Raw genomic sequence first — 21,333 nt, 5'->3', positions numbered from 1 at the left:
CCGGGCCGGCGTCATCCGGGTTTCGGAGCCGGAGGGGGCATCAGCTCCGGCGGTACAGGTCCACCAGGACCGTGACGGATTCGTCGTCCGGGGCCTCGACCAGGCGCACGATCGCGACCTCGCTCCGGTCCGGGCTGCGCACGCAGAACGGCCGGGCCTTCGCGAGTGCGGTGAGCGGCAGGGCGGCGGTCGGACGGGTCTCGATGCCGCCGAGGCAGGCGGCCACCGTCAGCTCCCCGGAGCCGGGCCCTGAGGCGTCGGACACGAAGGAGTCCGACTCCTCGGAGGGGACCAGGGCCTGGCCGTCGCGCGCCAGGTACCAGGCGGCCGTCTCCGCGGGCACCACCTTCCCGGCCTTCAGGTCGAACTCGTACCCGGAGTCGGGGGCGGTGAGCCGGGCCTTCGTGTAGCCGGGCCGGTACGAGGCGGCCGGGTCGGCAGGGGCGGACGGGGCGGCCGTGGCGGGCGCGGAGGCCGTGGGGCCGGTGGGGGTGGTGACGGGGCTGCCGGCGGTCTGGTCCCCGCCCGCGGGGTCGTCCAGGTAGTACACGGCTCCGGCGCCGGCCAGCAGGGCGCCGGCCGCGATGAGGGCCGGCAGCACCGGAAGCCGGCGTCCGCGGGCGGATCTGCCGCGGCCCTGCCCGGGGACGGATGCCGGTGCGGGGGCCGGGGCCGGGGCATGTGCCGAGGCCTGTGCCGGTGCCGGCACCGGTGTCCCGCCGCCGGGCCAGGCGCCGGGGTCCGTGCCGGGGCCGGGGGAGGCCGGGGCGCCGACCGCCGGGCCCGGAAGCGCGGTGGCCGTCCTGGTGGCCCGGAACGTCGGAGGAGCCGGCCAGGCGGTGTCGCCCCCGGCCGCGGCCCCGCCCCCGAGCTCCTCCCGGACCTGCCGGGGCAGCCAGCCGTCGGTGAACTCCGGCCGCCCGCACACCAGGGGGTGCGCCCGCACGGAGGCGATCAGCTGGGTCGGCTGCGGACGGTCCTCGGGACGCTTCGCGAGGCACCACGAGACGAGTCCGTACAGCTCGTGCGGCACCCGGGTGAGGTCGGGATGCTCGTGGACGACCCGGTAGAGGGCGCTGGATTCCGGCCCGTTCCCGAAGGGCGCGATCCCGCAGGCGACGTACGCGGCCAGGGTCCCGAGCGCGAAGACGTCGGTCGCCGGGGTCGCCGGATGGCCGAGGGCCTGCTCGGGCGCCATGAACGCCGCCGTGCCGATCCGCAGCCCCGTACCGGTGAGCGCGGCGGCGTCGGCCGCGCGGGCGATGCCGAAGTCGATCACCCGGGGGCCGTCCTCCGCGAGCAGGACGTTGGCCGGTTTCAGGTCGCGGTGGACCACGCCCGCCCCGTGGATGGCCTGGAGCGCCTCGGCTATGCCCGCGAGCAGCAGCAGGACGGTGCGGGCCGGCAGCGGCCCGTGGCGCCGTACGACCTCGTGCAGGGAGGGGCCGGACACGTACGCGGTGGCGAGCCACGGCGTGGGGTCCTCGACCCCGGAGTCGATCACCTGGGCCGTGAACAGGCCGTGGATCCGGCGGGCGCTGGCCACCTCCTGGGCGAACCGCCGGCGGAATTCGGGATCGGAGGCCAGCTCCCTGCGGACGGCCTTCAGCGCGATGGGGCGGCCGCCGGGCGTATGGGCCAGGTAGACCACGCCCATGCCGCCGGAGCCGAGCCGGGCGTGCAGGCGGTAGCCGCCGATCTCGTCGGGATCGTCTGCGGACAGTTCCGTACGGGTCGGCTGTGCGCCGGAGTGCTGCTCGGACATGCGGTGGCTCTTTCAACGGTGCGGGGCAAGATGCCCTGCGATGCGGCAGGGGCCTGCGCGCATCGTGCCATGAATTGACTGAATTTTCAGTCAGTGCCAGAGTGGGCGACACGTGCCCGCACCATCCGCTCCGCGTGACGGCCCTTCGCGGACGGAGGGCGCACCCTTGTCTCAGGGGCCCGGGGACCGTCGGCCCGTGCCGTGCCCCGTGCCCGTCCTGGCCGGATGCAGTCGTCCCGCCAGCCTTTGATCGGAGTCCTCCCGTGTCCCACCTGCCCCCCACGCGCCGGACCGTCCTCCGCACCTTCGCCGGGATCGGCGCGGTGGCCTTCGGAGCCGCCGCCTGCGGCCCCTCGCAGAGCGCCCCGCGCTCGAATGCCCCCGAGGGCTCCACCTCGCCGTCCCCGGCCGGGGCCAAGCGCCGGCTCGGTGCCGAGTGGGAGAGCCACACCCGCACCTTCATGGCCTGGCCGGCCCTGGACGCGGTCTGGATGGAGGACCTGAAGTACGTGCGCGAGGACATCGCGCGGATCGCCCGGGCCGTCGGGGGGTACGAGGAGGTCGTCATGATGGCCCGGCCCGAGCAGGTGGCCGCGGCGCAGAAGGCCTGCGGCTCCGAGGTCGAGGTGATCCCGCTCGCCGTGGACGACCTGTGGGCCCGCGACACCGTTCCCGTCTTCGTCGAGGAGGAGGGCAAGGTCATCGGCGTCGACTTCAACTTCAACGGCTGGGGCAACAAGCAGGAGCACAAGAACGACGGCCAGGTCGGGCGCCTCCTGCTCCAGAAGTACGGCATCCCCCGGGTCCAGGCTCCGCTGGTGGCCGAGGGCGGCTCCTTCGAGACGGACGGCGAGGGCACCCTGCTGATCACCGAGAGCTCGATCGTCAACGACAACCGCAACCGCGGGAAGAGCCGGGACCAGATCGAGGCCGAGCTCAAGCAGACCCTCGGCGTGGAGACGGTGGTCTGGCTGGCCGGCGTACGCGGCGAGGACATCACCGACGCCCACGTGGACAGCCTCGTACGGTTCGCGGCCCCCGGCGTCGTCCTGCTGGACCGCGCCCACCCGAACACCCCGAAGGACTCCTGGTCCCGCTCGGCCGACCAGGCGAAGGCGGTCCTGTCGAAGGCCACGGACGCCCGCGGCCGGAAGTTCGAGATCATCGACCTGCCGCAGCCCGACCTGGACAAGATCACGGGCGAGGGCGACGACTTCGTGTCGACCTACGCCAACTTCTACGTGGCCAACGACTCCGTCTTCATGCCGAAGTTCGGGGACCGCCAGGCCGACGACCGGGCCCGCGGCATCCTGCAGGAGCACTTCCCCAAGCGGGACATCGTGCCCGTCGCGATCGACACGATCGCCTCGGGCGGCGGCGGCATCCACTGCTCGACCCACGACCAGCCCGGCAAGCCCGCCGCGTGAGCGCAGTGCGGCGCCGCCCGTCCGGGCGGCGCTTCGCGCTGCTCCCGGGTCTGCTCCTGCTGGCGATCGTGGCGGCGGTCGGCGTCGGGGCCTGGCTGCAGTTCGGCGAACGCCAGGCCCAGGACACCGTCCACACCGCGGGACGGGCCGATCCGGACCGGGTGGACGTCGAGGCGACGATCCAGCGCGTCGACGCCGCCGGGCGCGAACTGGTGCTGCGGGTCCTGGTCACGCCCCGCGGGGCGCTGGCCGAGGGCGGCGGGATCGCTCCGGCCGACGACCTCACCCTCCAGACCTCGACGGCCACCCGCGGCGACCTGACCTTCAAGGCCCACCAGCGCATCTCCACCCTGGACGTGCCGGTGGCCCTGACGGGCGGCTCCATCACGGACTACCCCTTCGACGCCTACGGGGCGGACGTGCAGTTCGCGGCCGTCCTGGGCCACGAGAAGGTTCCGGTGCGGGTCCTGTTCTCCAACAACGACGTGCTCTTCGCGGCCACGGTGGAGGCCTCGACGGCGGACGACGGCGCGGCCGTCCTCGACATCGGGCTGGCCCGCTCCAACAGCGTGCTCGTGTTCGCGGTGTTCATGATGATCGCGATGTGGGCGCTCGCCGTGTCCGTCCTGATCGGCGGCTGGTTCCTCGTCACCCGCCGCAAGGGGCTCACCTGGCCCGCCCTCGGCTGGATGGCCGCCACCCTGTTCGCCCTGGCGGCCTTCCGCAACACCGCCCCGGGCACACCGCCGATCGGCTGTCTGCTCGACTACCTCGCCTTCCTCTGGGCGGAGATCCTCATCGCGTTCTGCCTGATCACCGTGGTGGTCGCGGGCATCCGCGCGGAGCGGGAGCCTCCGGCGGAGGGGGCGGAGGGGGCGGAGGGGGCGGAGGGGCTGGTCGGGCCGGGCCGGGCCTGACGGGGCTCACCGGGCATTCGGGTGGCCCGCCGCGGCCGGAGCGCGCGACGCGCTGGGCCGGCCGCGGCGGGCGCCGTACCGTGGCTGACCATGACGCTTCAGAGCGACCGGGCCGAGCAGGCCGAGCGGCCCGAGCGGCCCGAGCGGCCCGAGCCTCTCACGCAGCACACGCCGGTCGGCCGCGCCGACCGGATCGGGTCCCTCGTCCGCGACGCGGACCCGGGGGCCGGCTGGGCGATCGGGGGCCCCGAGGGGCCGTACGCGGTGGTCGAGGCCGGGGCCGGGGCCGCTGGCGGATTCGAGCCCGGCCCCGTCGCCGGGCCCGGAGGGCGGGCCGGTGGGTGCGTCGGCGCAGCCGATGTCGGCGCACTGGCGGGTGTGCTGGTCGTCTGGCCCGTCATCGGGATGCTCGTGGACGCGGGGGAGCTGGCCCTGCACACCCCGCTCACCGCCTACGGGGCGGGCGACGGCCTGCCAGCCGGAACCACCGCGCACCAGCTGCTCACCCACGGATCCGGGGTGTCGCCCGCGCTCACCGGGCTCGCCGAGCGGCTGTGCGGCAGCCCCCTCGCGGGGTTCGCCGCCGACCGGATCTGGGGGCCGCTCGGCATGACCCGTACGGGTATCGCCGCCGACGGGACCCTGCGCGCGTCCGCCGCCGACCTCGGCCGGTTCCTGAGTCACCTCCTCGCCCCGGCGGGCGGACCCGTCAGCCGGGCCTGGACCGAGCAGTCCCTGCGCATCCGCACCGGCGAACTCCTGCCCGCCCGGGGCCTCCTCTGGCACCCCGGCGCGCACGGATCCTGGTCCCACGGCGACGGCCCGGCCCTGTGGATCTCCCCGCGCGGGCGGCGCTGGGCGACCCTCCTCCCCACCACCCCGTCGGCCCCGCTCCGCACCGCCTTCCGCGAAGCGGTCTTCGCCTGAACTCCCCTCCGGGGGAACGCCATTGCGTCTCCGGAGGTATCTTCGGAGTTCGATGAAGAAGACCCGGCAGAAGGACCGTGACGTACCCGGTCCGCAGAGTCCCTGGGACGAGATCGCCCCCGGCCTGTGGATGGGCGGCCACTACTGGACCGACCCGGCGGGGGAGCTGCGCCCGGTCGTCGTCGGAGCCGAGTTCGACCTCGTCATCAGCCTCTTCACCCGCCCCGGCCACGGCCCCGACCCCCGCGTGGAACACCTGGTCGGCGAGTTGCCCGACGCCCCGCTCACCGGCGCGCAGCTGCGCACCGTCCTCCGGCTCGCCGGCGCCGCCCGTCGCGCCCTCGACTCCGGACGGCGGATCCTGGTGCGCTGCCATTCCGGCTACAACCGCTCCGGCCTGGTCGTCGCCCAGTGCCTCGTGGAGGGCGGCCTCGCGCCGGCCGCCGCCATCGGCCTCGTCCGCCGCGGACGCTCCCCCTGGGCCCTGTACAACGAGACCTTCACGGACTACCTCGCCGCCGGCCCGGAGATCGCCGCACTGCTGGTCGACCTCGACCCTGCCTCCGGCCTCGATCGCGGTCCCGATCCCGAACCGGGCGCGCCGTTCCGTCCGTAGCCCGCCCGTGGGCCTCGCGTACCCCCCTCGTGGTCCTCGGAGCGCGGAGCCGGGACGGTCGACGTACGGTGAGCGCGAGATCACCGAACGTCGACTGCAGGCTGCGCGGAGGTACACCAATGCGTACGGCTCACGAGACCGCCCGCGGTGCGCGCACGCCACCGGCCCCGGCCGCGGAGGCACCCGTATGACGGCGCGGGCGGGGCGCGGAGAGAGCGCCCGGTTCGCCGCCGCCCACACCCTGCCCGCACTGGTACGGGGCTTCGTGAGCGCCCGCCCCCGTGCGGCGCGCGGGCACGCGGGCCCGGACCGGCCCCGCTGGTCCGCCGCCACCCTGCGGGCGCTGCGCGACCGGCACGGCGGGGCGCCCGTGCTCGTACGGGGGCTGACCGGCACCGTCCTGCTCATCCTCGATCCGCAGGACATCCGGCAGTTCTACGCCGAACCCGTCGGCTCCCTCGGCCGGGCCGCCGCCGGCACGGACGGCTGCGCCCACGCCGGGCTCCGCGACGAGCGGCGGGCGGTCGACGACTCCGTGCTCGCCGCGGGGCTGGCGGTGCACCCCTCGTGCGGGGCGTTCCTCTCGGTCCTCGCCGACGAGGCGCGGCGCCTGACGGCCGGCGGCTCCCTCGAACTCGCCCGCGTCCGGCACTCCGTGGCCCGCGCGGCCCGGCGCATCGTCCTCGGCGACGCGGCCGCCGAGGACGCGGAACTCGGCCGCCGGCTCGGGCGTTTCCACGAGCGGGCCGGCGCGCGCATCGCCGCGTACGCCGACCTCGCGGAGCCGCACACCCTCATCGGGCGGGCCCGCCGCCACGCGGAGCCCTTCTGCGGGCCGGCCGGGCCGGACCCGGTCGGGCAGGTCCGCCAGTGGCTGGCGGCCTTCGACCTCGTCCCCGGCGTCCTGCTGCGCACCCTGCTGCTCCTCGGCGCCCACCCGGCCGAACAGGACGCCGTCGCCGCCGAGGCCCGGGCCGCCGGATGGGCGCAGGGCGCCGCCCAGGGGGCGTTGCCCCGGCTGCGGGCCTGCGTCAGGGAATCGCTGCGCCTCTACCCGGCCGTGCCCGACCTGATACGGATCACCCGGGCCGAAACCGAATGGCGGGGCGTGCGGCATCCCGCCGGGACCTGCGTGGTGCTGCCCGTGCTGTTCCACCAGCGCGACCCCGAACACGTGCCCGCCGCGCACGTCTTCGTACCCGGCCGGTGGGCCTCGCGCGAAGCGGACCGGGACGTCCGGATGGCCCCGTTCAGCCATGCGGGCGGACGCTGCCCCGGTGAACAGCTCGGCCTGCTGGTCACCGCGGCGCTCTGCGCGGAGGTGCTGCGCGGACACCGGGTCCGGCCCGTCCGGCCCCTGCTCGACCCCCTCGGCCCGCTCCCCGCGGCCCTGGATCCGCAAGGCATCCGCCTGCGCCTGACCCGCCGCTGACCCCACCACCGGCCCTGTCCGCGCTGTCTGCCGACCCGTTCGCCCCGCCCCGTCCTGCCCGACGTTCATCCGACCCGACGAGGAATCCATGTCCGACGCCGCGACCCCCGGGACCTCCGCGACCTCCGCGCCCACCGACCCGGACGCCGACCAACTGGGCGCCCTGTGCCGGGAGCTGGCCGAGGCGGCCGACGCCGTCGGCGAAGCCGCCCACTACGCCTCCCGGCTCGCCCTCGGCTCCCGGCTCCCGGTCACCGCGCTGGGCCTCGGCAGCCGCCGCCGCGCGGCCTGGCGTACGCTGCTGCGCGCCCTCACCGACCCGGCCGGACTCGGCTGGGCCGCGCGGGGGCGGGGCGTGGCGCGGGCCGGGTGGCTCGCGGGGGTCTTCACCGGCCGGGAGAGCCTCGCCGTCAGCCTCGCGGTGTGCGGCCTCAAGGGCCGGATCCGGGCCGAGAGCACCCGTAACCCGGCGAGGTCGGCGGACCCGGACGCCGCCGAGGTGTTCCTCGCGGTGGAGGAGGACCGGCAGGCGGACGCCGCCCGGGCGTTCCGCGAGCTCGTGCGCCGACGCGGCGAGGGGCCCGCCTTCGCGCTGCTGAACCCCTCCTTCGCCGACATCCTGGCCTGGAACGCGCTGACCGACGACAACCCGTTCAACGACCACGCCGGCTGGCAGGTCGCCACCGGCAGGGCCGTGGCCGCCGAGCCGCTCCTCGGGATCGGCGCCGCCCTGCGGGCCTTCTTCGACCGGGGGCCCGCCTGCTCCGAGCCGGGGAGCCGCCTCCTCGCCGAACTGGACACCACCGGCACCCCGGCCGGGTACCGGGGCAATGCCGACCGGATCGGCGGATCCCCCGGCGCGGTCCTGCTCCAGCAGGTCGTCGGACCGGACGGGGTCGAGCGGTGCGTGCTGCAACTCGCCGGACCACCAACGGAGTCCGGCCGCGCGGATGCCCCGTACGAGGATCCGGCCGCGCACGTCCGGGACGTGGCCGCGACCGTACGCCGCCTCGTGCCGTCCGGGACCGAACTCGCCCTGCTCGGCCACGGTCCGGGCGCCCGGACGGCCGGACGGCTCGCCGGGAGCCGGGAGTTCACCACCGTGTACCGGGTCACCTGGGTGGGCTCCGGCCCCGAGCCGGGTCCGGCGGCGGCCCTCGCCGCCTTCGGGGGCCGGGTCACCGGAAGCCACCTCGTACGGCTGCCCGGCCACCCCGACGTCTACGTTCCGGGGCGGCCCCAGTGACGGACACCGCCGGGCCCGCGCCCCGGTCCGAGACCCGTCCGGCCCCGGCCGAGGGCCTGCGCGCCCACTCGGCCGCCCTGCGTTCGCACGCCGAGCGGCTGCGCCGGGCCGCCGGGGACCTGCGCTGGCAGGGCCCGGGGGGCGACGCCTTCCGCGCCGAGGTGGAGTCCCTGGCCGAGCGCTGCGCCACTGCGGCGGGCGGCTTCGACCTGGCGGCGGCCCAACTGGCCTGCCCCGGATCCCGGGAGGGGACGCGGGGCAGGCACCGGAGGGTCCGCTGACCGGCTGACCCGGCGGGAGGTCAGAGGATCAGTGACAGCAGCAGGACGAAGGCCAGGCCGACCACCGAGATGATGGTCTCCATCACCGACCAGGTCTTGAGGGTCTGGCCGACCGTCATGCCGAAGTACTCCTTCACGAGCCAGAACCCGGCGTCGTTGACGTGGCTGAAGAACAGCGACCCGGCTCCGATGGCGAGCACCAGCAGGGCGGTCTCCGTGGAGGACATGCCCGCCGCGAGCGGGGCGACCAGACCGGCCGCCGAGATGGTGGCGACCGTGGCCGAGCCGGTCGCCAGGCGGATGGCGACCGCGATGAGCCAGGCCAGCAGGAGGGTGGGTATCGCCCAGTTCTCGGACAGGTCCATGATCATCTGGCCGACGCCCACGTCGATCAGCGTCGCCTTGAAACCGCCGCCCGCACCCACGATCAGCAGGATGCCCGCGATCGGGGCCAGCGACTTCTCCACCGTCACGGACAGCCGCGCCTTGGTGAAGCCGGCCGCCCGGCCGAGGGTGAACATGCCCACGAGCACCGCCGCGAGCAGCGCGATCAGGGGTGAGCCCGCCACGTCGGTGACCCGCTGGACCGCGTCGGCCGGGTCGTCGACCACGATGTCGACCAGGGCCTTCATCAGCATCAGGACCACGGGCAGCAGCACGGTGAAGACCGTCGCCGCGAAGCGCGGGCGGTGCTCCAGCTCCGCCGAGGGCCGCTGCGGGACCATGTGCTCGGGCGCCGGGATGTCCACCCACCGGGCCGCGTAGCGGGAGAACAGCGGACCCGCGATGACGACGGTCGGGAGGGCGACGAGCACGCCGAGCGCGAGGGTGAGGCCGAGGTTGGCGTGCAGGGCGTCGATGGCGACCAGCGGCCCGGGGTGTGGCGGGATCAGCCCGTGCATCACGGACAGGCCGGCCAGCGCGGGGATGCCGATCCGCATGAGCGAGTAGTTGCCCCGCTTGGCCACCAGCAGGACCACCGGGATCAGCAGCACGATGCCGACCTCGAAGAAGAGCGGGAGGCCGATCACCGAGGCGATCAGCACCATCGCCCACGGCATGGCCCGGCCCTTGGCGCGGGCCAGGATGGTGTCCACGATCTCGTCCGCGCCGCCCGAGTCGGCGAGCAGCTTCCCGAGGATGGCGCCGAGCGCGATGAGTACGCCGACGCCCGCGACGGTGGAGCCGAGCCCGGCCGTGAAGCTCGACACGGTCTTGGCCAGGGGAGCGCCGGCGAACACCCCGAGGGCGAGCGAGCCGAGCGTCAGCGCCAGGAAGGCGTGCAGCTTGAGGCGGGTGATGAGCAGGACGATGACGGCGATGCCCGCGAGGACGGCTATCCCCAGCTGGGTGTTGCCGGCCGAGGTGATCGGCTCGGTGGCGGCCGCTGCCAGAGTCTCGACGCTGAGACTGGTCACGGTGACGGTTCCTTCGTTCTTGCGTACGGGGCAGGGGCAGGGGCAGGGGGCAGGGGGGGCAGTGGGCAAGGCGCTTAGCAGGGGCCGGGGTTGGGGCCCGTGCGGTTACGCGGCCGGGGCCCGGAGGCGGCGCAGCGCGGCCAGGGCCCGTGCGGTGATCTCCTCCGGGGTTCCGGACACGTCGACGAGGACGCCCAGTTCGTCGCTTTGGAGCGGCTCCAGGGCGGCGAACTGCGAATCCAGCAGCGTGGTGGGCATGAAGTGCCCCTTGCGCGCGGCCATGCGCTCCTCGATCAGCGGCCGGTCGCCGGTGAGGTGGACGAAGACCGTGTCGGGCGCGACGGCCCGGAGCCGGTCCCGGTAGGCCCGCTTGAGGGAGGAGGCGGAGACGACCCCGCCGCCGGCACCGGCCCGGTTGCGCATCCACTCGCCGATCGAGTCCAGCCAGGGCCGGCGGTCCATGTCGTCCAGGGGGATGCCGGCGGACATCTTGGCGACGTTGGCCGCCGGGTGGAAGGCGTCACCCTCCGCGTAGGGGAGGGCGAGCGCGTCGGCGAGCAGCCGGCCCACGGTCGTCTTTCCCGTCCCGGCCACGCCCATCACCACAATGACGCGCGTCATCGCGCACCTCGTTCTCGTCGTTCTTGTCCTCGTTGACATCGGCCCGGAAGGCCTGTGCACCACTGAAACGCATTACGTAGTACTTATTCAAGGGTTCCTCGGTAAAACGTCACATCTTTTGTCCCTCTGGGCGTCACCGTACGCTTACGCCATGACCACTGAAGGGCCGGGCGGACCGGACGGGCCGGGCGGCCAAGGGCTCCACTCCCACGTACTGGACACACTCGGTCTGGCGATCACGGCGGGGGAGCACCCACCCGGCAGCGTGCTGCGCACCGACGAGATCGCCGAACGCTTCGGCGCCTCGCGGACCGTGGTCCGCGAGGTGGTCCGCGTACTGGAATCGATGCAGCTGGTCGAGTCCCGCCGCCGGGTCGGTGTCACCGTCCGCCCCACCGAGGAGTGGAACGTCTACGACCCGCGCGTCATCCGCTGGCGCCTCGCCGGCGCGGACCGCCCACGCCAGCTGCGTTCCCTCACCGTGCTGCGCTCGGCCGTCGAACCGGTCGCGGCCGGACTCGCGGCGCTCCGGGCCACCCCGGAGCAGTGCGCCGATCTCACCGAGGCGGCCCTGGGCATGGTCCGCACCTCACGCGGCCACCAGCTCGACGGGTACCTCCACCACGACATCGCCTTCCACCGGATCGTGCTCAACGCCTCCGGCAACGAGATGTTCGCGCGGCTCGGCGACGTCGTCGCCGAGGTCCTGACCGGGCGCACCCGGCACGCGGTGATGTTCCACGACCCCGACCCGGCGGCCGTCACCCTGCACGTGCGGGTGGCCGAGGCCGTGCGGGAGGGGGATGCGGTGGCCGCGGAGGCGCTGACGCGGCAGATCGCGGTGGGCGCGCTGGAGGAACTGGACGTGCTCGCACCGTAGGACGCCGGTCCGGTCCGGGTCCGGCAGGCGGGTCCCGGAGGGCTAGTCGTGGACCCGGGCGTTCACCGGGGGATGCGCGTCGGAGCGGTCGGAGCCGTGCGCGCCGTCCGCGCCGCCGGCGCCGTCCGCTCCCAGGCTCGCGAGCAGGCGCAGCCCGTCCTCGGCGGGGCTGCCGGGGGCCGCGGACAGCACCAGCAGCTCCATGCCCGATTCGCCGGGCAGCGCGAAGTTCTCCTGGTGCAGTTCCAGCAGCCCGACCAGCGGGTGCCGGTACGTCTTGCGTCCGTGGGTGCGGGCGCGCACGTCCGCGCGGGCCCACAGCCGGCGGAAGCGCTCGCTGCCCATGGCCAGTTCGCCGATCAGCGAGGCCAGGCCGGGATCGTCGGGGTACTGGCCGGCGGCCAGGCGCAGGTGCCCGACCACGTCGAGGGTGCAGTGTTCCCACTCCGCGTAGAGGCCGTGCTCGCCTTCCTCCAGGAAGAGGTTCCGGGCGATGTTCAGGCCCGGCACCGGCCGGCCGAAGAGGAGCCCGGCGAGGCCGTTCGAGGCGAGCACGTTCAGGCGGTGGTCCATGATCAGCGCGGGCGCGCCGGCGACGAGATCGAGGACGCGCAGCACTTCCGGACGGATCCTCCCGCCCGGCGCCTTCGCGCGGCGGCGGCGCTGCCGCGCGAGCCGGTAGAGGTGCTCCCGCTCGGTCTCGTCGAGCCCGAGGACGCGGGCGAGCGCGTCGAGGACCTGCTCGGACGGCTGGGTCGCGCGGCCCTGTTCCAGGCGCACGTAGTAGTCGACGCTGACACCGGACAGGTGAGCGACCTCTTCGCGGCGCAGGCCCTCGACCCGGCGGCGGCTGCCGGTGGGTATGCCGACGGCCGCCGGGTCGACCCGTGCGCGCCGGGTCCGCAGGAAGCCCGCAAGATCGTCCATGGGCCCAGTATGGCCGCGGCGGCGCCCCCGAGGGTGGCCCTGCCGGTACCAGGAAGTCCGGTCAGACGGAAGGCGCGCCCCTGAACAGCGGGCGCCGCGGGGCCCAGGATCGAGGCATCCGAACCCGAGGAGTTCCCGTGAAGACGCTGATCGTCTACGCCCACCCCGAGCCGCAGTCGCTCAACAGCTCGCTGAAGGACCTGGCGGTGTCCACGCTGGAGGGCGCCGGGCACGAGGTGCGGGTGAGCGATCTGTACGCCATGAACTGGAAGGCGGTCGTGGACGCCGAGGACTACGGCCCGCACGCGTCGAGCCCGCTGAAGGTCGCCCTGGACTCGGGCCGGGCCTTCGACGCCGGGGCGCTCACCCCGGACGTGCTCGCCGAGCAGGAGAACCTGCTGTGGGCCGACACGATCATCTTCCAGTTCCCGCTGTGGTGGTACTCGATGCCCGCGATCCTCAAGGGCTGGGTGGACCGGGTGTTCACCTACCGCTTCGCGTACGGAGTCGGCGAGCACAGTGACACCAAGTACGGCGAGCGCTTCGGCGAAGGCACCCTCGCGGGCCGCAGGGCCCTGCTGTCTGTGACCGCCGGCGGCCCGGAGTCGCACTACGCGGCGCGCGGGATCAACGGCCCCATCGACGACCTGCTGTTCCCGATCCACCACGGGATCCTCTACTACCCAGGCATCGAGCCGCTGCCGCCGTTCGTGCTGTACGGCACCGACCGGATGAGCGGCGAGGACTACGCGGACGTGGCCAAGGCGTGGGTGGAACGCCTGCTGACCCTGGAGTCGACCGAGCCCATCGCCTTCCGGCAGCAGAACTTCGGCGACTACGAGATCCCCTCGCTGCACCTGAAGGAGGGGCTGGAGCCCGCGGGACGCGGGGGTTTCGGGCTGCACGTGCGGTGACCGCCGGCCGCCGGGTGGACTGGGCCGGGTGCCCCCGCCGTCCGGCGTACGGGCACCGCGTGTCGTTGGACCAACTCGTTGACGCTGCGGCGGCATGAGCGTTTTTGATCTTCGTCGGACCTCCTTCCGGGAGATGCTCCCCCTCGCTTCGGCCGGAGCAGACGACCATTTCCGTGCGGCGAAGGGGTACTCGCATGTCTTCCACAGCAAGAACCGGACGAAGGGCCCGGCTGGCCGGCGGCCTGGTACTGCCGGTGGCCGTGGCACTGGGCGGATTCACGGTCCCGGCGGTGGCCTCCGGCGGTGGTGCGGTGTCGGCCGTCGAGGGCGGTGCGCAGGCCTCGGGCGGCGGCGCGGAGCCGGGGCTCGGGCGGGGCGCGGTGCCCGAGTCCGAGAGGGGCACGGTCCAGGGGGGTGTGCCTGGCTTTGGGGGGCGGGCGGTCGGAGGCGTCGATGTGGCGGCTGCGACGGGTGAATCCGTCGGTGGGGTCGGCGCGCACGAGGGGACTGCCCCGCACGCGGACCCGGCCGCGGGTGCGGTGAGCGCTCCGCAGTCGCTGCGGGCCGTCGGCGCCCCGGGGTCGGGCCCCGGCGGGCCCGACGCCAACTGCGGGCGGCAGCGCGCCGAAGCGGTCCCCGAGGCCGGGCACCCGTGCCCGGCTCCGGCCGGGCCGCAGGGGCCACGGGGGCCGAAGGGGGCGAAGGGCGAGAAGGGCGGCTCCGGACCCAAGGGCGATGCGGGCCCGCCGGGTCCCAGGGGCGAGCCCGGTGGGAAGGGGAACACGGGTGCCAAGGGCGATGCCGGGCCCCCCGGGCTCAAGGGCGAGCCGGGCGAGAAGGGGGCCGCCGGCGCCAAGGGTGATGCCGGACTGCCGGGCGCCCGCGGAGAGCAGGGCGAGAAGGGGGTCGCCGGGCCCAAGGGGGACCAGGGGGCCGTCGGGCGCAAGGGGGATCCGGGTCCCAAGGGGGACGCCGGGCGGACCGGGGACGTCGGGGCGGCCGGGCCGCAGGGGCAGCAGGGGCCCGCGGGTCCGGCCGGGCCGGCGGGCGCGCAGGGGCTGCCCGGGCTTCCCGGCACCGCGGGCCCGCAGGGGTTCGCGGGACCGCCCGGGCGGCAGGGCGCCCCGGGCCCGACCGGCGCCACCGGGCCGCTCGGCCCGCTGGGTCCGGCGGGACCGCCGGGGGTGCCCGGCCCGTTCGGGCCCTGCGCCTCGGTGGACAACCAGATGCCCAACAACTCCGAGGAGTTCGCGCTCGTCCTCAAGGACGGCAAGACCTACCTCGGCCGCCGCACCCGCGATATGGCGGGCCAGTGGGGCGACTTCAGCTGGACCGACCTCACCGTGGCACCGGTCACCGGCTACCCCGCCGACGTCTGCACGGTGGCCCTGGCCATCAACGGCAACGACGTGAAGGTCAAGGCCATCACCAAGACGGGCACGCTTTACCACACCCACTGCGGGACCAACGGGCGTGCCGTCACCTGCGACGCACCCTGGGCGCCCGTGCATCCACAGCCCGGAACGGTCCCGCCCCCGCCTCCGGCGCGCTGACCCGGGACCCCGCCCGGGGGTGACCGGCCCGGAGCGATCGCCCCAGGGCACCCGTCCCGTACGCCACACTGGGCGGGTGCTGGGACATGGCGACGGGTACGAGGCCGCGGGCTCCGCCTCCTTCGTGGGGCGGACGGGTGAACTGGCCCTACTCGAACGGGCTTTGCGTGAGGACCGGCTGATCACCCTGACCGGGCCGGGCGGCGTCGGCAAGACCCGCCTGGCCCGCCGCGCGTCCGGCCTCGCGGGGGCGGCGGGTACGGCCGGAGGCGCCGGTGCGACGGAGCCCGCCGCCGCGGCCGGCCCCTTCCCCGACGGGGTCCACTGGGCCGATCTCTCCCCGCTGCCCGACGAGCGGCTGCTCGTGGCCACCGTGGCCGACGCGCTGGACCTCGCCGACCACACCGCCCGCACCCCGGCCGCAGCGGTGCGGCAATGGATCGGCGGGCGCCGGCTGCTCCTCGTACTGGACTGCTGCGAGCACCTGGTGACCGCCGTACGAAGCCTCGTACGGGAGCTGCTCGACGCGGCCCCGCACCTCGTCCTGCTCGTCACCAGCAGGCAGCCGCTCGGGCTCGCGGAGGAACGGGTCCTGGACATCGGCCCGTTGCCGCACGCCATCGACCCGTTCGGAGCCGAGGAGGCCCTCGCCCTGTTCACCCGGCGGGCCGCCGCTGCCGCCCCCGGGCAGGCGCCGCCCTGGACCGAGGCCCGGCTCGCGGCCGCCCGCTCCGTGTGTGCCCGTCTCGAAGGGATCCCCCTCGCGCTGGAACTGGCCGCCGCGCAGTTGGCCGACCACACCATCGAGGAACTGGCCGTACGGCTGGCCCGCAGGATCGGCCCGCTGTCCGCACCCGGCCCCGCACGCCCGCCCGGCCCCGCATCCGCATCCGTCCCCCTCCAGCCGCCGCGCCACCGCGCGCTGCGCACCGCCATTGGGTGGAGCCACGAGTGGTGCGCACCGCGCGAACGGCTGCTGTGGCTCCGGCTGTCCGTGTTCGGGGGAGCCTTCGACCAGGCGGCCGCACGCGCCGTCTGCTCCGCCGCCCCGCTCACGGAGACGGACGTCCCCCCGCTGCTCGACGCCCTGGTCGCGAAGTCCGTCGTACGCCGGGGCGCGGACGGCTCGTACCGGATGCTGGACACGATCCGGGAGTACGGAGCCCTGTGGCGCGACGAGGCCGGGGAGCGCGAGGCCCTGCGGGAGGCGCACGCCGCGTACTTCACCGAGCTCGTGCGCGCCGCCGAACGGGACTGGCTCGGTCCCGCCCAGCGGATCGGGTACCGGCGCGTCGAGGCGGTGCACGGAGACCTGTGCGCGGCCCTCGACCACTACCTGGCCACCGCCCCGGAGCGGGCCCTGGACCTGGCCGCCCGGGCCGGCTTCTACTGGGCCTGCTGCGGCCACCTGCACGCCGCGCGCGGCTACCTGGAGCGGGCGCTGGCCGCCGTACGGCCCGAGGAGGTGGACCCGAGGATCCGGGTGCGCGCCCTGTGGGCCCTCGGGGTCACCCTGCTGCTCCAGGGCGAGCAGGAGCAGGCCCACCGGATCGCCGTCGGCTGCGAGGCCCTGGCCGCGGGGCTCGACGAGGGCCCGGAGGGGGATGCGCGCCCGGCGCTGGACGCCGCCTACCTGCTGGGCCTGAGCCACCTGCTGGCCGGGCGGCCGCTGGCCGCTCGGATCGTCTCCGACAACGCCCTGGAGGCCTTCCCCGGCACGCCCTTCGACTCGGGGCCCCGGATCCGCTGCCACCTCGTACGGGTCTTCGCGCTCACCGGCACGGGCCTGTTCACCGACGCCCGGGACGAGGCGGAACTGCTGCGCGCCGGCTGCACCGAGCGGGGCGAACACTGGACCCGCGCCTACGCCGACTACCAACTGGCCCTGATCTGCCTCTTCGAGGGCCGCCCCGCCGAGTCCGCCGTCCACGCCCGCGCCATGCTGGAGGGCAAGCGCGAGCTGGGCGACAGCTTCGGCACGGCCCTGGGCCTCGACCTGCTCGCGGCGGCCCGCGCGGCGACCGGGGACGGGGCCGGGGCGGCGCGCGCGTACGGCACCGGCCACGCCTACTGGCAGGCGGTCGGCCACCCGCAGCGCGGGACACCCGAACTGGCGTCTGTCCGCGAGGAGTTCGAGCGCACGGCGCGCGGAGCGCTCGGCGACCAGGCGTACGAGGCGGCCTTCCGCGAGGGCCTCCGGCACGGCCACGTCCTGCGCACCCGGCCCCGTCCGTACGAGAGTTGAGCCCGCCTACGGGCCGCTCGCAGTCCGGACCGCCGGTTTTCTCGCGGGGTCAGGCGAAGTTCGCCGTGATGCGCTGGAGCGGGACGAACTTGAAGTTCTGGTTGCCGCTCGTGCCCGGGGCGCCGTTGGAGCCGTCCTGGCAGATGAAGACGCCCTGCGGGAAGGCCGGGCCGAGGTCGGCCGCCGAGGCGTCGATGCCGTCGGTGTCCTCGCAGTCGTCGGCGGCGGTGCCGTTCGAGACGGCAAAGCGGCCGAGGTAGGCGTGGGTGGTGCGGTCGTAGACGGTGAAGTCGTTGCTGCCCTGGGAGGAGACGTAGATCCGGTTGCCGGCGGCCGTGATGCCCTCGGTGTCGGCGGTGATGTGGCCGGCGGAGCCGGTGGAGTCGAGCTTGGTGCGGGTGGTCCCGGCGGTGGGCTCGGCGCCGTAGATCCAGACGCCGACGTCCTCCTCGCCGAGGTAGAGCTTGCCGGTGGTGTCGTCGGCGTAGCAGCCCTCGACGGCGGAGCCCGCGTCCCACAGGCGCACGGAGGTCGCGGTCACCGAGTCGCCGCTGACCGCGAGCTCCCACTGCTCGACCCGCCCCGAGGTGGAGTTGGGGAAGGCGTACAGCTTCCCGGAGGCCGGGGAGGTGTAGAGGCAGATGCCGTGGGCGGTGACCTCGGTGGGCACGTCCTTCAGCCGCTTGAGCTGCCGGGTCACGGGGTCGATGCGGTAGATGTGCATCGCGCCGTTGCCGCCGGCGGCCTCGTCGTCGGCGGTGACGACGATGTTGCCGCGCAGGTCGACGTTGTTGCCGTAGTCGCCGCTGATCCGCTGGATCCGGGCACCGGTCATGTCGTAGACCTCCAGCGCGCCCTTCTTGTCGGTGCCCACGACGACGGACTTGGCGGGGTCCGTGGGGTGGACCCAGATCGCCGGGTCGTCGGCGGCGTCGCCGCTGTGCGAGACGGGGGCGGTCTCCACCGTCGCGGTGACGGAGAAGGAGGCCGCCTGCGCGGGCGCGGCCGGGACGGCCAGGGCCGCCAGGACGGCGGCGGGGAGCACTGCTCGACGGGCGGAGACGGTGAAGGACACCGGATTCCCTTCAGGTCGGGGACGGACAGAGGGAGGCTAGGCAGGCCGGGGGAGCCCGGCGTGAACGGCACCTGAACCGGGGACGGCGAACCCCGGACCGCACACACCCGGCCGGCCGGCCCCTAGCCCGTCGAGGCCGTGCGCGGGGTGGTCTGCTGGACCGCCCAGCCGTTGCCGTCGGGGTCGGAGAAGTAGACGAAGGAGCCCCAGGCCATGTCCTCGATCTCCGTCACCTCGATGCCCCGGCCCTTGAGGTCGGCGAAGGCCTCCTCGATGTCCGCGACCACGACCTGCATGTTGTCCAGTGAACCCGGTGTCATCCGGGTCAGGCCCTTGCCGATGGCGATCGAACAGGCCGAGCCCGGCGGGGTCAGCTGGACGAAGCGGATCTCCTCGCTGACCGTGATGTCGTGGTCGGCGTGGAAGCCGATGCGTTCGTAGAAGGCCTTGGCCCGGTCGATGTCGGTGACCGGTACGGCGACCAGTTCCAGCTTGATGTCCATCGGCTTCTCCTGACTCCGGTGTCTACGTGCTTCCGTGCTTCCGTGCTTCCGTGCTTCCGGGGGGCCGGGTGCGGCCGCCCCGTTGGCCATCATCCGCCGGAGACCGCCGCCGCGCCGCCCGGGACGGCCTGCGCCGCCGGCGTGTCCCCGTCCGGGCCGCCCGCCGCGAACTGGGTGCGGTACAGCTCCTCGTACCGTCCGCCCACCGCCAGCAGCTCGGCGTGGGTGCCGCGTTCCACGATCCGGCCGTCCTCCACCACCAGGATCAGGTCGGCCGCCTGCACCGTCGACAGCCGGTGCGCGATCACCACGGCGGTCCGGCCCGACAGGGCCTCGGCCAGGGCCTCCTGGACGGCCGCCTCCGAGGTGGAGTCCAGATGGGCGGTGGCCTCGTCCAGGATCACCACCCGCTGGCCGGCCAGCAGCAGCCGGGCGATCGTCAGCCGCTGGCGCTCCCCGCCCGAGAGCCGGTAGCCGCGCTCACCGACGACCGTGTCCAGCCCGTCCGGCAGCGAGGCCACGAGCCCGTCGAGACGGGACCGGCGCAGGGCCTCCCAGATCTCCTCCTCCGCCGCCTCCGGGCGGGCCAGCAGCAGGTTGGCCCGTACGGACTCGTGGAAGAGGTGGCCGTCCTGCGTGACCATGCCGAGCGTCTCGCGGATGGAGTCCGCGGTGAGGTCCCGTACGTCGACCCCGCCGAGGCGGACCGCGCCCGCGTCGGTGTCGTACAGCCGGGGCAGCAACTGCGCGATGGTCGACTTGCCGGCGCCCGAGGAGCCGACCAGGGCGATCATCTGCCCCGGCTCGGCGCGGAAGGAGACCTCGTGCAGCACCTCGGTGCCGCCCCGCGCGTCGAGGGTCGCGACCTCCTCCAGGGAGGCGAGGGACACCTTGTCGGGGGAGGGGTAGCCGAAGGAGACCTTGTCGAACTCGACCGCCACCGGCCCCTCGGGCACCCGGCGGGCGTCCGGCTTCTGGGAGATCAGCGGCTTCAGGTCGAGGATCTCGAAGACCCGCTCGAAGCTGACCATCGCGCTCATCACCTCCACCCGCGCCCCGGCGAGCGCGGTCAGCGGCGCGTACAGCCGGGTCAGGAGCAGGGCGAGGGCGACCACCGAGCCCGCGTCCAGGGTGCCGGCCAGCGCGTAGTGGCCGCCGAGCCCGTACACGAGCGCCAGGGCCAGCGCGGAGACCAGGGTGAGGGCGGTGATGAAGGCCGACTGGGCCATCGCCGTCCGGATCCCGATGTCCCGCACCCGGGCGGCGCGCGCCGCGAACTCCGCCGACTCCTCGTCGGGCCGCCCGAACAGCTTGACGAGCGTGGCGCCCGGCGCCGAGAAGCGCTCGGTCATCTGCGTGCCCATCGAGGCGTTGAGCGCCGAGGCCTCCCGCTGCAGGGCCGCCATCCGCACCCCCATCCGGCGGGCGGGCAGCACGAACACCGGCAGGAGCACGAGGGCCAGCAGGGTGATCTGCCAGGAGATGCCCAGCATCACGGTCAGCGTCAGCAGCAGCGTCACGGTATTGGACACCACCCCCGACAGGGTGTTGCTGAACGCCCGCTGCGCACCGATCACGTCGTTGTTGAGCCGGCTGACCAGCGCCCCCGTCCGGGTCCGGGTGAAGAACGCCACCGGCATCCGCTGCACGTGGTCGAAGACGGCCGTCCGCAGATCCAGGATCAGCCCCTCACCGAGGGTGGACGACAAGCGGCGCAGGACCAGCCCCAGCCCCGCCTCCGCGACCGCGATCAGCGCGATGAGCAGGGCGAGGCGGGTGACCGTACCGCTTTCGCGGCCCTCGACGATCGTGGTGACCACGCGGCTCGCGAGCACCGGGGTGGCCACCGCGAGCAGCGCGGTCACCACACTGAGCAGCAGGAAGAACGTCAGGCCGCGCCGGTGCGGGCGGGCGAAGGCGGCGATCCGGCGCAGCCCGGCCCGCGAGAGCGGCCGGCGGTCCTGCTGGGCGTTGATCGCGCTGTGGAGCGAGGTCCAGGCGGTGACTTCCATATCCATGAGCCGAACGGTAGGACCTCAACCAAACTTGAGGTCAAGGGGGAGGTGGCCATGGGGTGACCAGGAACCCTGTTCGACAGGTCAGTGGAGTGGTCGGCCGACCGGTCAGTCGACCGGTCAGTCGAGGCAGAAGATGTTCTCCTCGGGATCGGTCATCACGATGATCCCCTCGTTCTCCTCGTCGGACTCCAGACGGTACAGCCGCTTCGCGCCCAGCTCCTCCAGCCGGGCGGCCTCCACCTCCAGCACGGCCATCCGCTCGTCCCCCTTCAGACCGGGCGCCGAGCGCACGTCCAGGTGCAGGCGGTTCTTCGCCTCCGTCCTGGCCTCCGGGACCCGCTGGAAGTAGAGCCGCGGCCCCTTGCCGTCCGGATCCGAGATGGCCGCCCAGTCGGCGGAGCCATCGGACGGCAGCTGGACGCGATAGCCCAGCGCCTGCGCCCAGAACGCTGCCTGCGCGCCCGGATCGGCGCAGTCGTACGTCACCTGGATTTCCTTGGCCATGCGGCCTCCGCCCACTTGAAACCTGTTCACCGGTACCAGTCGGCACCAGCGCAGGACGATAGTG

At 74.4% G+C, this 21,333-nt stretch carries 19 protein-coding genes; 11 read left to right on the top strand and 8 right to left on the bottom strand.

Features of this window, described 5'->3' with window-relative positions:
- Positions 1-40 precede the first annotated feature (40 nt).
- Positions 41-1,765, bottom strand: coding sequence for a serine/threonine-protein kinase (locus tag OG898_RS31025; RefSeq protein ID WP_266961447.1), 1,725 nt, complete (start codon positions 1,763-1,765; stop codon positions 41-43).
- A gap of 263 nt (positions 1,766-2,028) precedes the next feature.
- Here OG898_RS31025 and OG898_RS31020 point away from each other — a divergent pair, with 263 nt between their 5' ends.
- From OG898_RS31020 to OG898_RS30990, 7 genes are all read left to right on the top strand, one after another.
- On the top strand, positions 2,029-3,192 hold the full coding sequence (locus OG898_RS31020; RefSeq protein WP_266961445.1) for an agmatine/peptidylarginine deiminase: 1,164 nt from the start codon (positions 2,029-2,031) through the stop codon (positions 3,190-3,192).
- A complete protein-coding gene (locus OG898_RS31015) occupies positions 3,189-4,109 on the top strand; it encodes a DUF4436 family protein (protein WP_266961443.1) in 921 nt (306 codons plus the stop codon). Before OG898_RS31020 ends, OG898_RS31015 begins: the two co-directional genes overlap by 4 nt.
- A 90-nt stretch (positions 4,110-4,199) precedes the next feature.
- Positions 4,200-5,036, top strand: coding sequence for a hypothetical protein (locus OG898_RS31010; RefSeq protein ID WP_266961441.1), 837 nt, complete (start codon positions 4,200-4,202; stop codon positions 5,034-5,036).
- A gap of 52 nt (positions 5,037-5,088) precedes the next feature.
- Positions 5,089-5,652, top strand: a complete 564-nt coding sequence (locus tag OG898_RS31005; protein ID WP_266961439.1) for a protein phosphatase — start codon at positions 5,089-5,091, stop codon at positions 5,650-5,652.
- Between the two features lie 187 nt (positions 5,653-5,839).
- Positions 5,840-7,084: a cytochrome P450 gene (locus tag OG898_RS31000; protein ID WP_266961437.1), complete on the top strand. Its 1,245-nt coding sequence runs from the start codon at positions 5,840-5,842 to the stop codon at positions 7,082-7,084.
- A gap of 88 nt (positions 7,085-7,172) precedes the next feature.
- Positions 7,173-8,330 carry a hypothetical protein gene (locus OG898_RS30995; RefSeq protein ID WP_266961435.1) on the top strand — a complete coding sequence of 386 codons (1,158 nt, stop codon included), beginning with the start codon at positions 7,173-7,175 and terminating at the stop codon, positions 8,328-8,330.
- Positions 8,327-8,611 (top strand): hypothetical protein, encoded by a 285-nt coding sequence (locus OG898_RS30990; RefSeq protein ID WP_250737970.1) that lies wholly within the window; start codon positions 8,327-8,329, stop codon positions 8,609-8,611. The genes OG898_RS30995 and OG898_RS30990 overlap by 4 nt, the downstream gene beginning before the upstream one ends.
- Positions 8,612-8,631: 20 nt before the next feature.
- Here OG898_RS30990 and OG898_RS30985 read toward each other — a convergent pair whose 3' ends face one another.
- A complete protein-coding gene (locus OG898_RS30985; RefSeq protein ID WP_266961432.1) occupies positions 8,632-10,029 on the bottom strand; it encodes a gluconate:H+ symporter in 1,398 nt (465 codons plus the stop codon).
- Positions 10,030-10,134: 105 nt separating this feature from the next.
- Positions 10,135-10,650: a gluconokinase gene (locus tag OG898_RS30980; RefSeq protein WP_250737964.1), complete on the bottom strand. Its 516-nt coding sequence runs from the start codon at positions 10,648-10,650 to the stop codon at positions 10,135-10,137.
- Between the two features lie 151 nt (positions 10,651-10,801).
- Between OG898_RS30980 and OG898_RS30975 the strand changes: the two genes are divergently transcribed.
- Complete coding sequence (locus OG898_RS30975; protein ID WP_250737962.1) at positions 10,802-11,530, top strand: FadR/GntR family transcriptional regulator; 729 nt, start codon at positions 10,802-10,804, stop codon at positions 11,528-11,530.
- 42 nt (positions 11,531-11,572) lie between these two features.
- On the opposite strand, the gene OG898_RS30970 is transcribed toward OG898_RS30975, so the two are convergent.
- Positions 11,573-12,457: a helix-turn-helix transcriptional regulator gene (locus OG898_RS30970; protein ID WP_266961428.1), complete on the bottom strand. Its 885-nt coding sequence runs from the start codon at positions 12,455-12,457 to the stop codon at positions 11,573-11,575.
- A gap of 137 nt (positions 12,458-12,594) precedes the next feature.
- On the opposite strand from OG898_RS30970, the gene OG898_RS30965 reads away from it, so the two are divergent.
- The 3 genes from OG898_RS30965 to OG898_RS30955 all read left to right on the top strand — a co-directional run bounded on the left by OG898_RS30965 (position 12,595) and on the right by OG898_RS30955 (position 17,169).
- Complete coding sequence (locus OG898_RS30965; protein ID WP_250737959.1) at positions 12,595-13,371, top strand: NAD(P)H-dependent oxidoreductase; 777 nt, start codon at positions 12,595-12,597, stop codon at positions 13,369-13,371.
- Between the two features lie 194 nt (positions 13,372-13,565).
- Positions 13,566-14,924, top strand: a complete 1,359-nt coding sequence (locus OG898_RS30960; protein ID WP_266961425.1) for a hypothetical protein — start codon at positions 13,566-13,568, stop codon at positions 14,922-14,924.
- A gap of 76 nt (positions 14,925-15,000) precedes the next feature.
- The gene (locus OG898_RS30955; RefSeq protein ID WP_266961423.1) at positions 15,001-17,169 is read left to right on the top strand and encodes a regulator; all 2,169 of its coding nucleotides are present in this window, start codon (positions 15,001-15,003) and stop codon (positions 17,167-17,169) included.
- A gap of 49 nt (positions 17,170-17,218) precedes the next feature.
- On the opposite strand, the gene OG898_RS30950 is transcribed toward OG898_RS30955, so the two are convergent.
- From OG898_RS30950 to OG898_RS30935, 4 genes are all read right to left on the bottom strand, one after another.
- Entirely contained in the window at positions 17,219-18,244 is a 1,026-nt protein-coding gene (locus tag OG898_RS30950; protein ID WP_250737943.1) for a phytase, read from the bottom strand.
- A gap of 122 nt (positions 18,245-18,366) precedes the next feature.
- Positions 18,367-18,747 carry a VOC family protein gene (locus tag OG898_RS30945; RefSeq protein WP_266961419.1) on the bottom strand — a complete coding sequence of 127 codons (381 nt, stop codon included), beginning with the start codon at positions 18,745-18,747 and terminating at the stop codon, positions 18,367-18,369.
- An 89-nt stretch (positions 18,748-18,836) separates the two neighbouring features.
- On the bottom strand, positions 18,837-20,765 hold the full coding sequence (locus tag OG898_RS30940; RefSeq protein WP_250741632.1) for an ABC transporter ATP-binding protein: 1,929 nt from the start codon (positions 20,763-20,765) through the stop codon (positions 18,837-18,839).
- 117 nt (positions 20,766-20,882) lie between these two features.
- Positions 20,883-21,269: a VOC family protein gene (locus OG898_RS30935; protein WP_250741631.1), complete on the bottom strand. Its 387-nt coding sequence runs from the start codon at positions 21,267-21,269 to the stop codon at positions 20,883-20,885.
- Positions 21,270-21,333: the final 64 nt, after the last annotated feature.

Source organism: Streptomyces sp. NBC_00193 (genome assembly GCF_026342735.1).
Classification (GTDB): domain Bacteria; phylum Actinomycetota; class Actinomycetes; order Streptomycetales; family Streptomycetaceae; genus Streptomyces; species Streptomyces stoeckheimensis.
The sequence above is the reverse complement of the archived record's forward strand: the minus strand, read 5'-3'. Positions and strand labels throughout refer to the sequence as shown.

What these genes read in the sequence shown, in the direction of transcription:
- OG898_RS31025 (WP_266961447.1), bottom strand. Translation starts at nt 1,765, where the DNA reads ATGTCCGAGCAGCACTCCGGCGCACAGCCGACCCGTACGGAACTGTCC.
- OG898_RS31010 (WP_266961441.1), top strand. Translation starts at nt 4,200, where the DNA reads ATGACGCTTCAGAGCGACCGGGCCGAGCAGGCCGAGCGGCCCGAGCGG.
- OG898_RS31005 (WP_266961439.1), top strand. Translation starts at nt 5,089, where the DNA reads ATGAAGAAGACCCGGCAGAAGGACCGTGACGTACCCGGTCCGCAGAGT.
- OG898_RS31000 (WP_266961437.1), top strand. Translation starts at nt 5,840, where the DNA reads ATGACGGCGCGGGCGGGGCGCGGAGAGAGCGCCCGGTTCGCCGCCGCC.
- OG898_RS30995 (WP_266961435.1), top strand. Translation starts at nt 7,173, where the DNA reads ATGTCCGACGCCGCGACCCCCGGGACCTCCGCGACCTCCGCGCCCACC.
- OG898_RS30980 (WP_250737964.1), bottom strand. Translation starts at nt 10,650, where the DNA reads ATGACGCGCGTCATTGTGGTGATGGGCGTGGCCGGGACGGGAAAGACG.
- OG898_RS30975 (WP_250737962.1), top strand. Translation starts at nt 10,802, where the DNA reads ATGACCACTGAAGGGCCGGGCGGACCGGACGGGCCGGGCGGCCAAGGG.
- OG898_RS30970 (WP_266961428.1), bottom strand. Translation starts at nt 12,457, where the DNA reads ATGGACGATCTTGCGGGCTTCCTGCGGACCCGGCGCGCACGGGTCGAC.
- OG898_RS30960 (WP_266961425.1), top strand. Translation starts at nt 13,566, where the DNA reads ATGTCTTCCACAGCAAGAACCGGACGAAGGGCCCGGCTGGCCGGCGGC.
- OG898_RS30945 (WP_266961419.1), bottom strand. Translation starts at nt 18,747, where the DNA reads ATGGACATCAAGCTGGAACTGGTCGCCGTACCGGTCACCGACATCGAC.
- OG898_RS30940 (WP_250741632.1), bottom strand. Translation starts at nt 20,765, where the DNA reads ATGGATATGGAAGTCACCGCCTGGACCTCGCTCCACAGCGCGATCAAC.
- OG898_RS30935 (WP_250741631.1), bottom strand. Translation starts at nt 21,269, where the DNA reads ATGGCCAAGGAAATCCAGGTGACGTACGACTGCGCCGATCCGGGCGCG.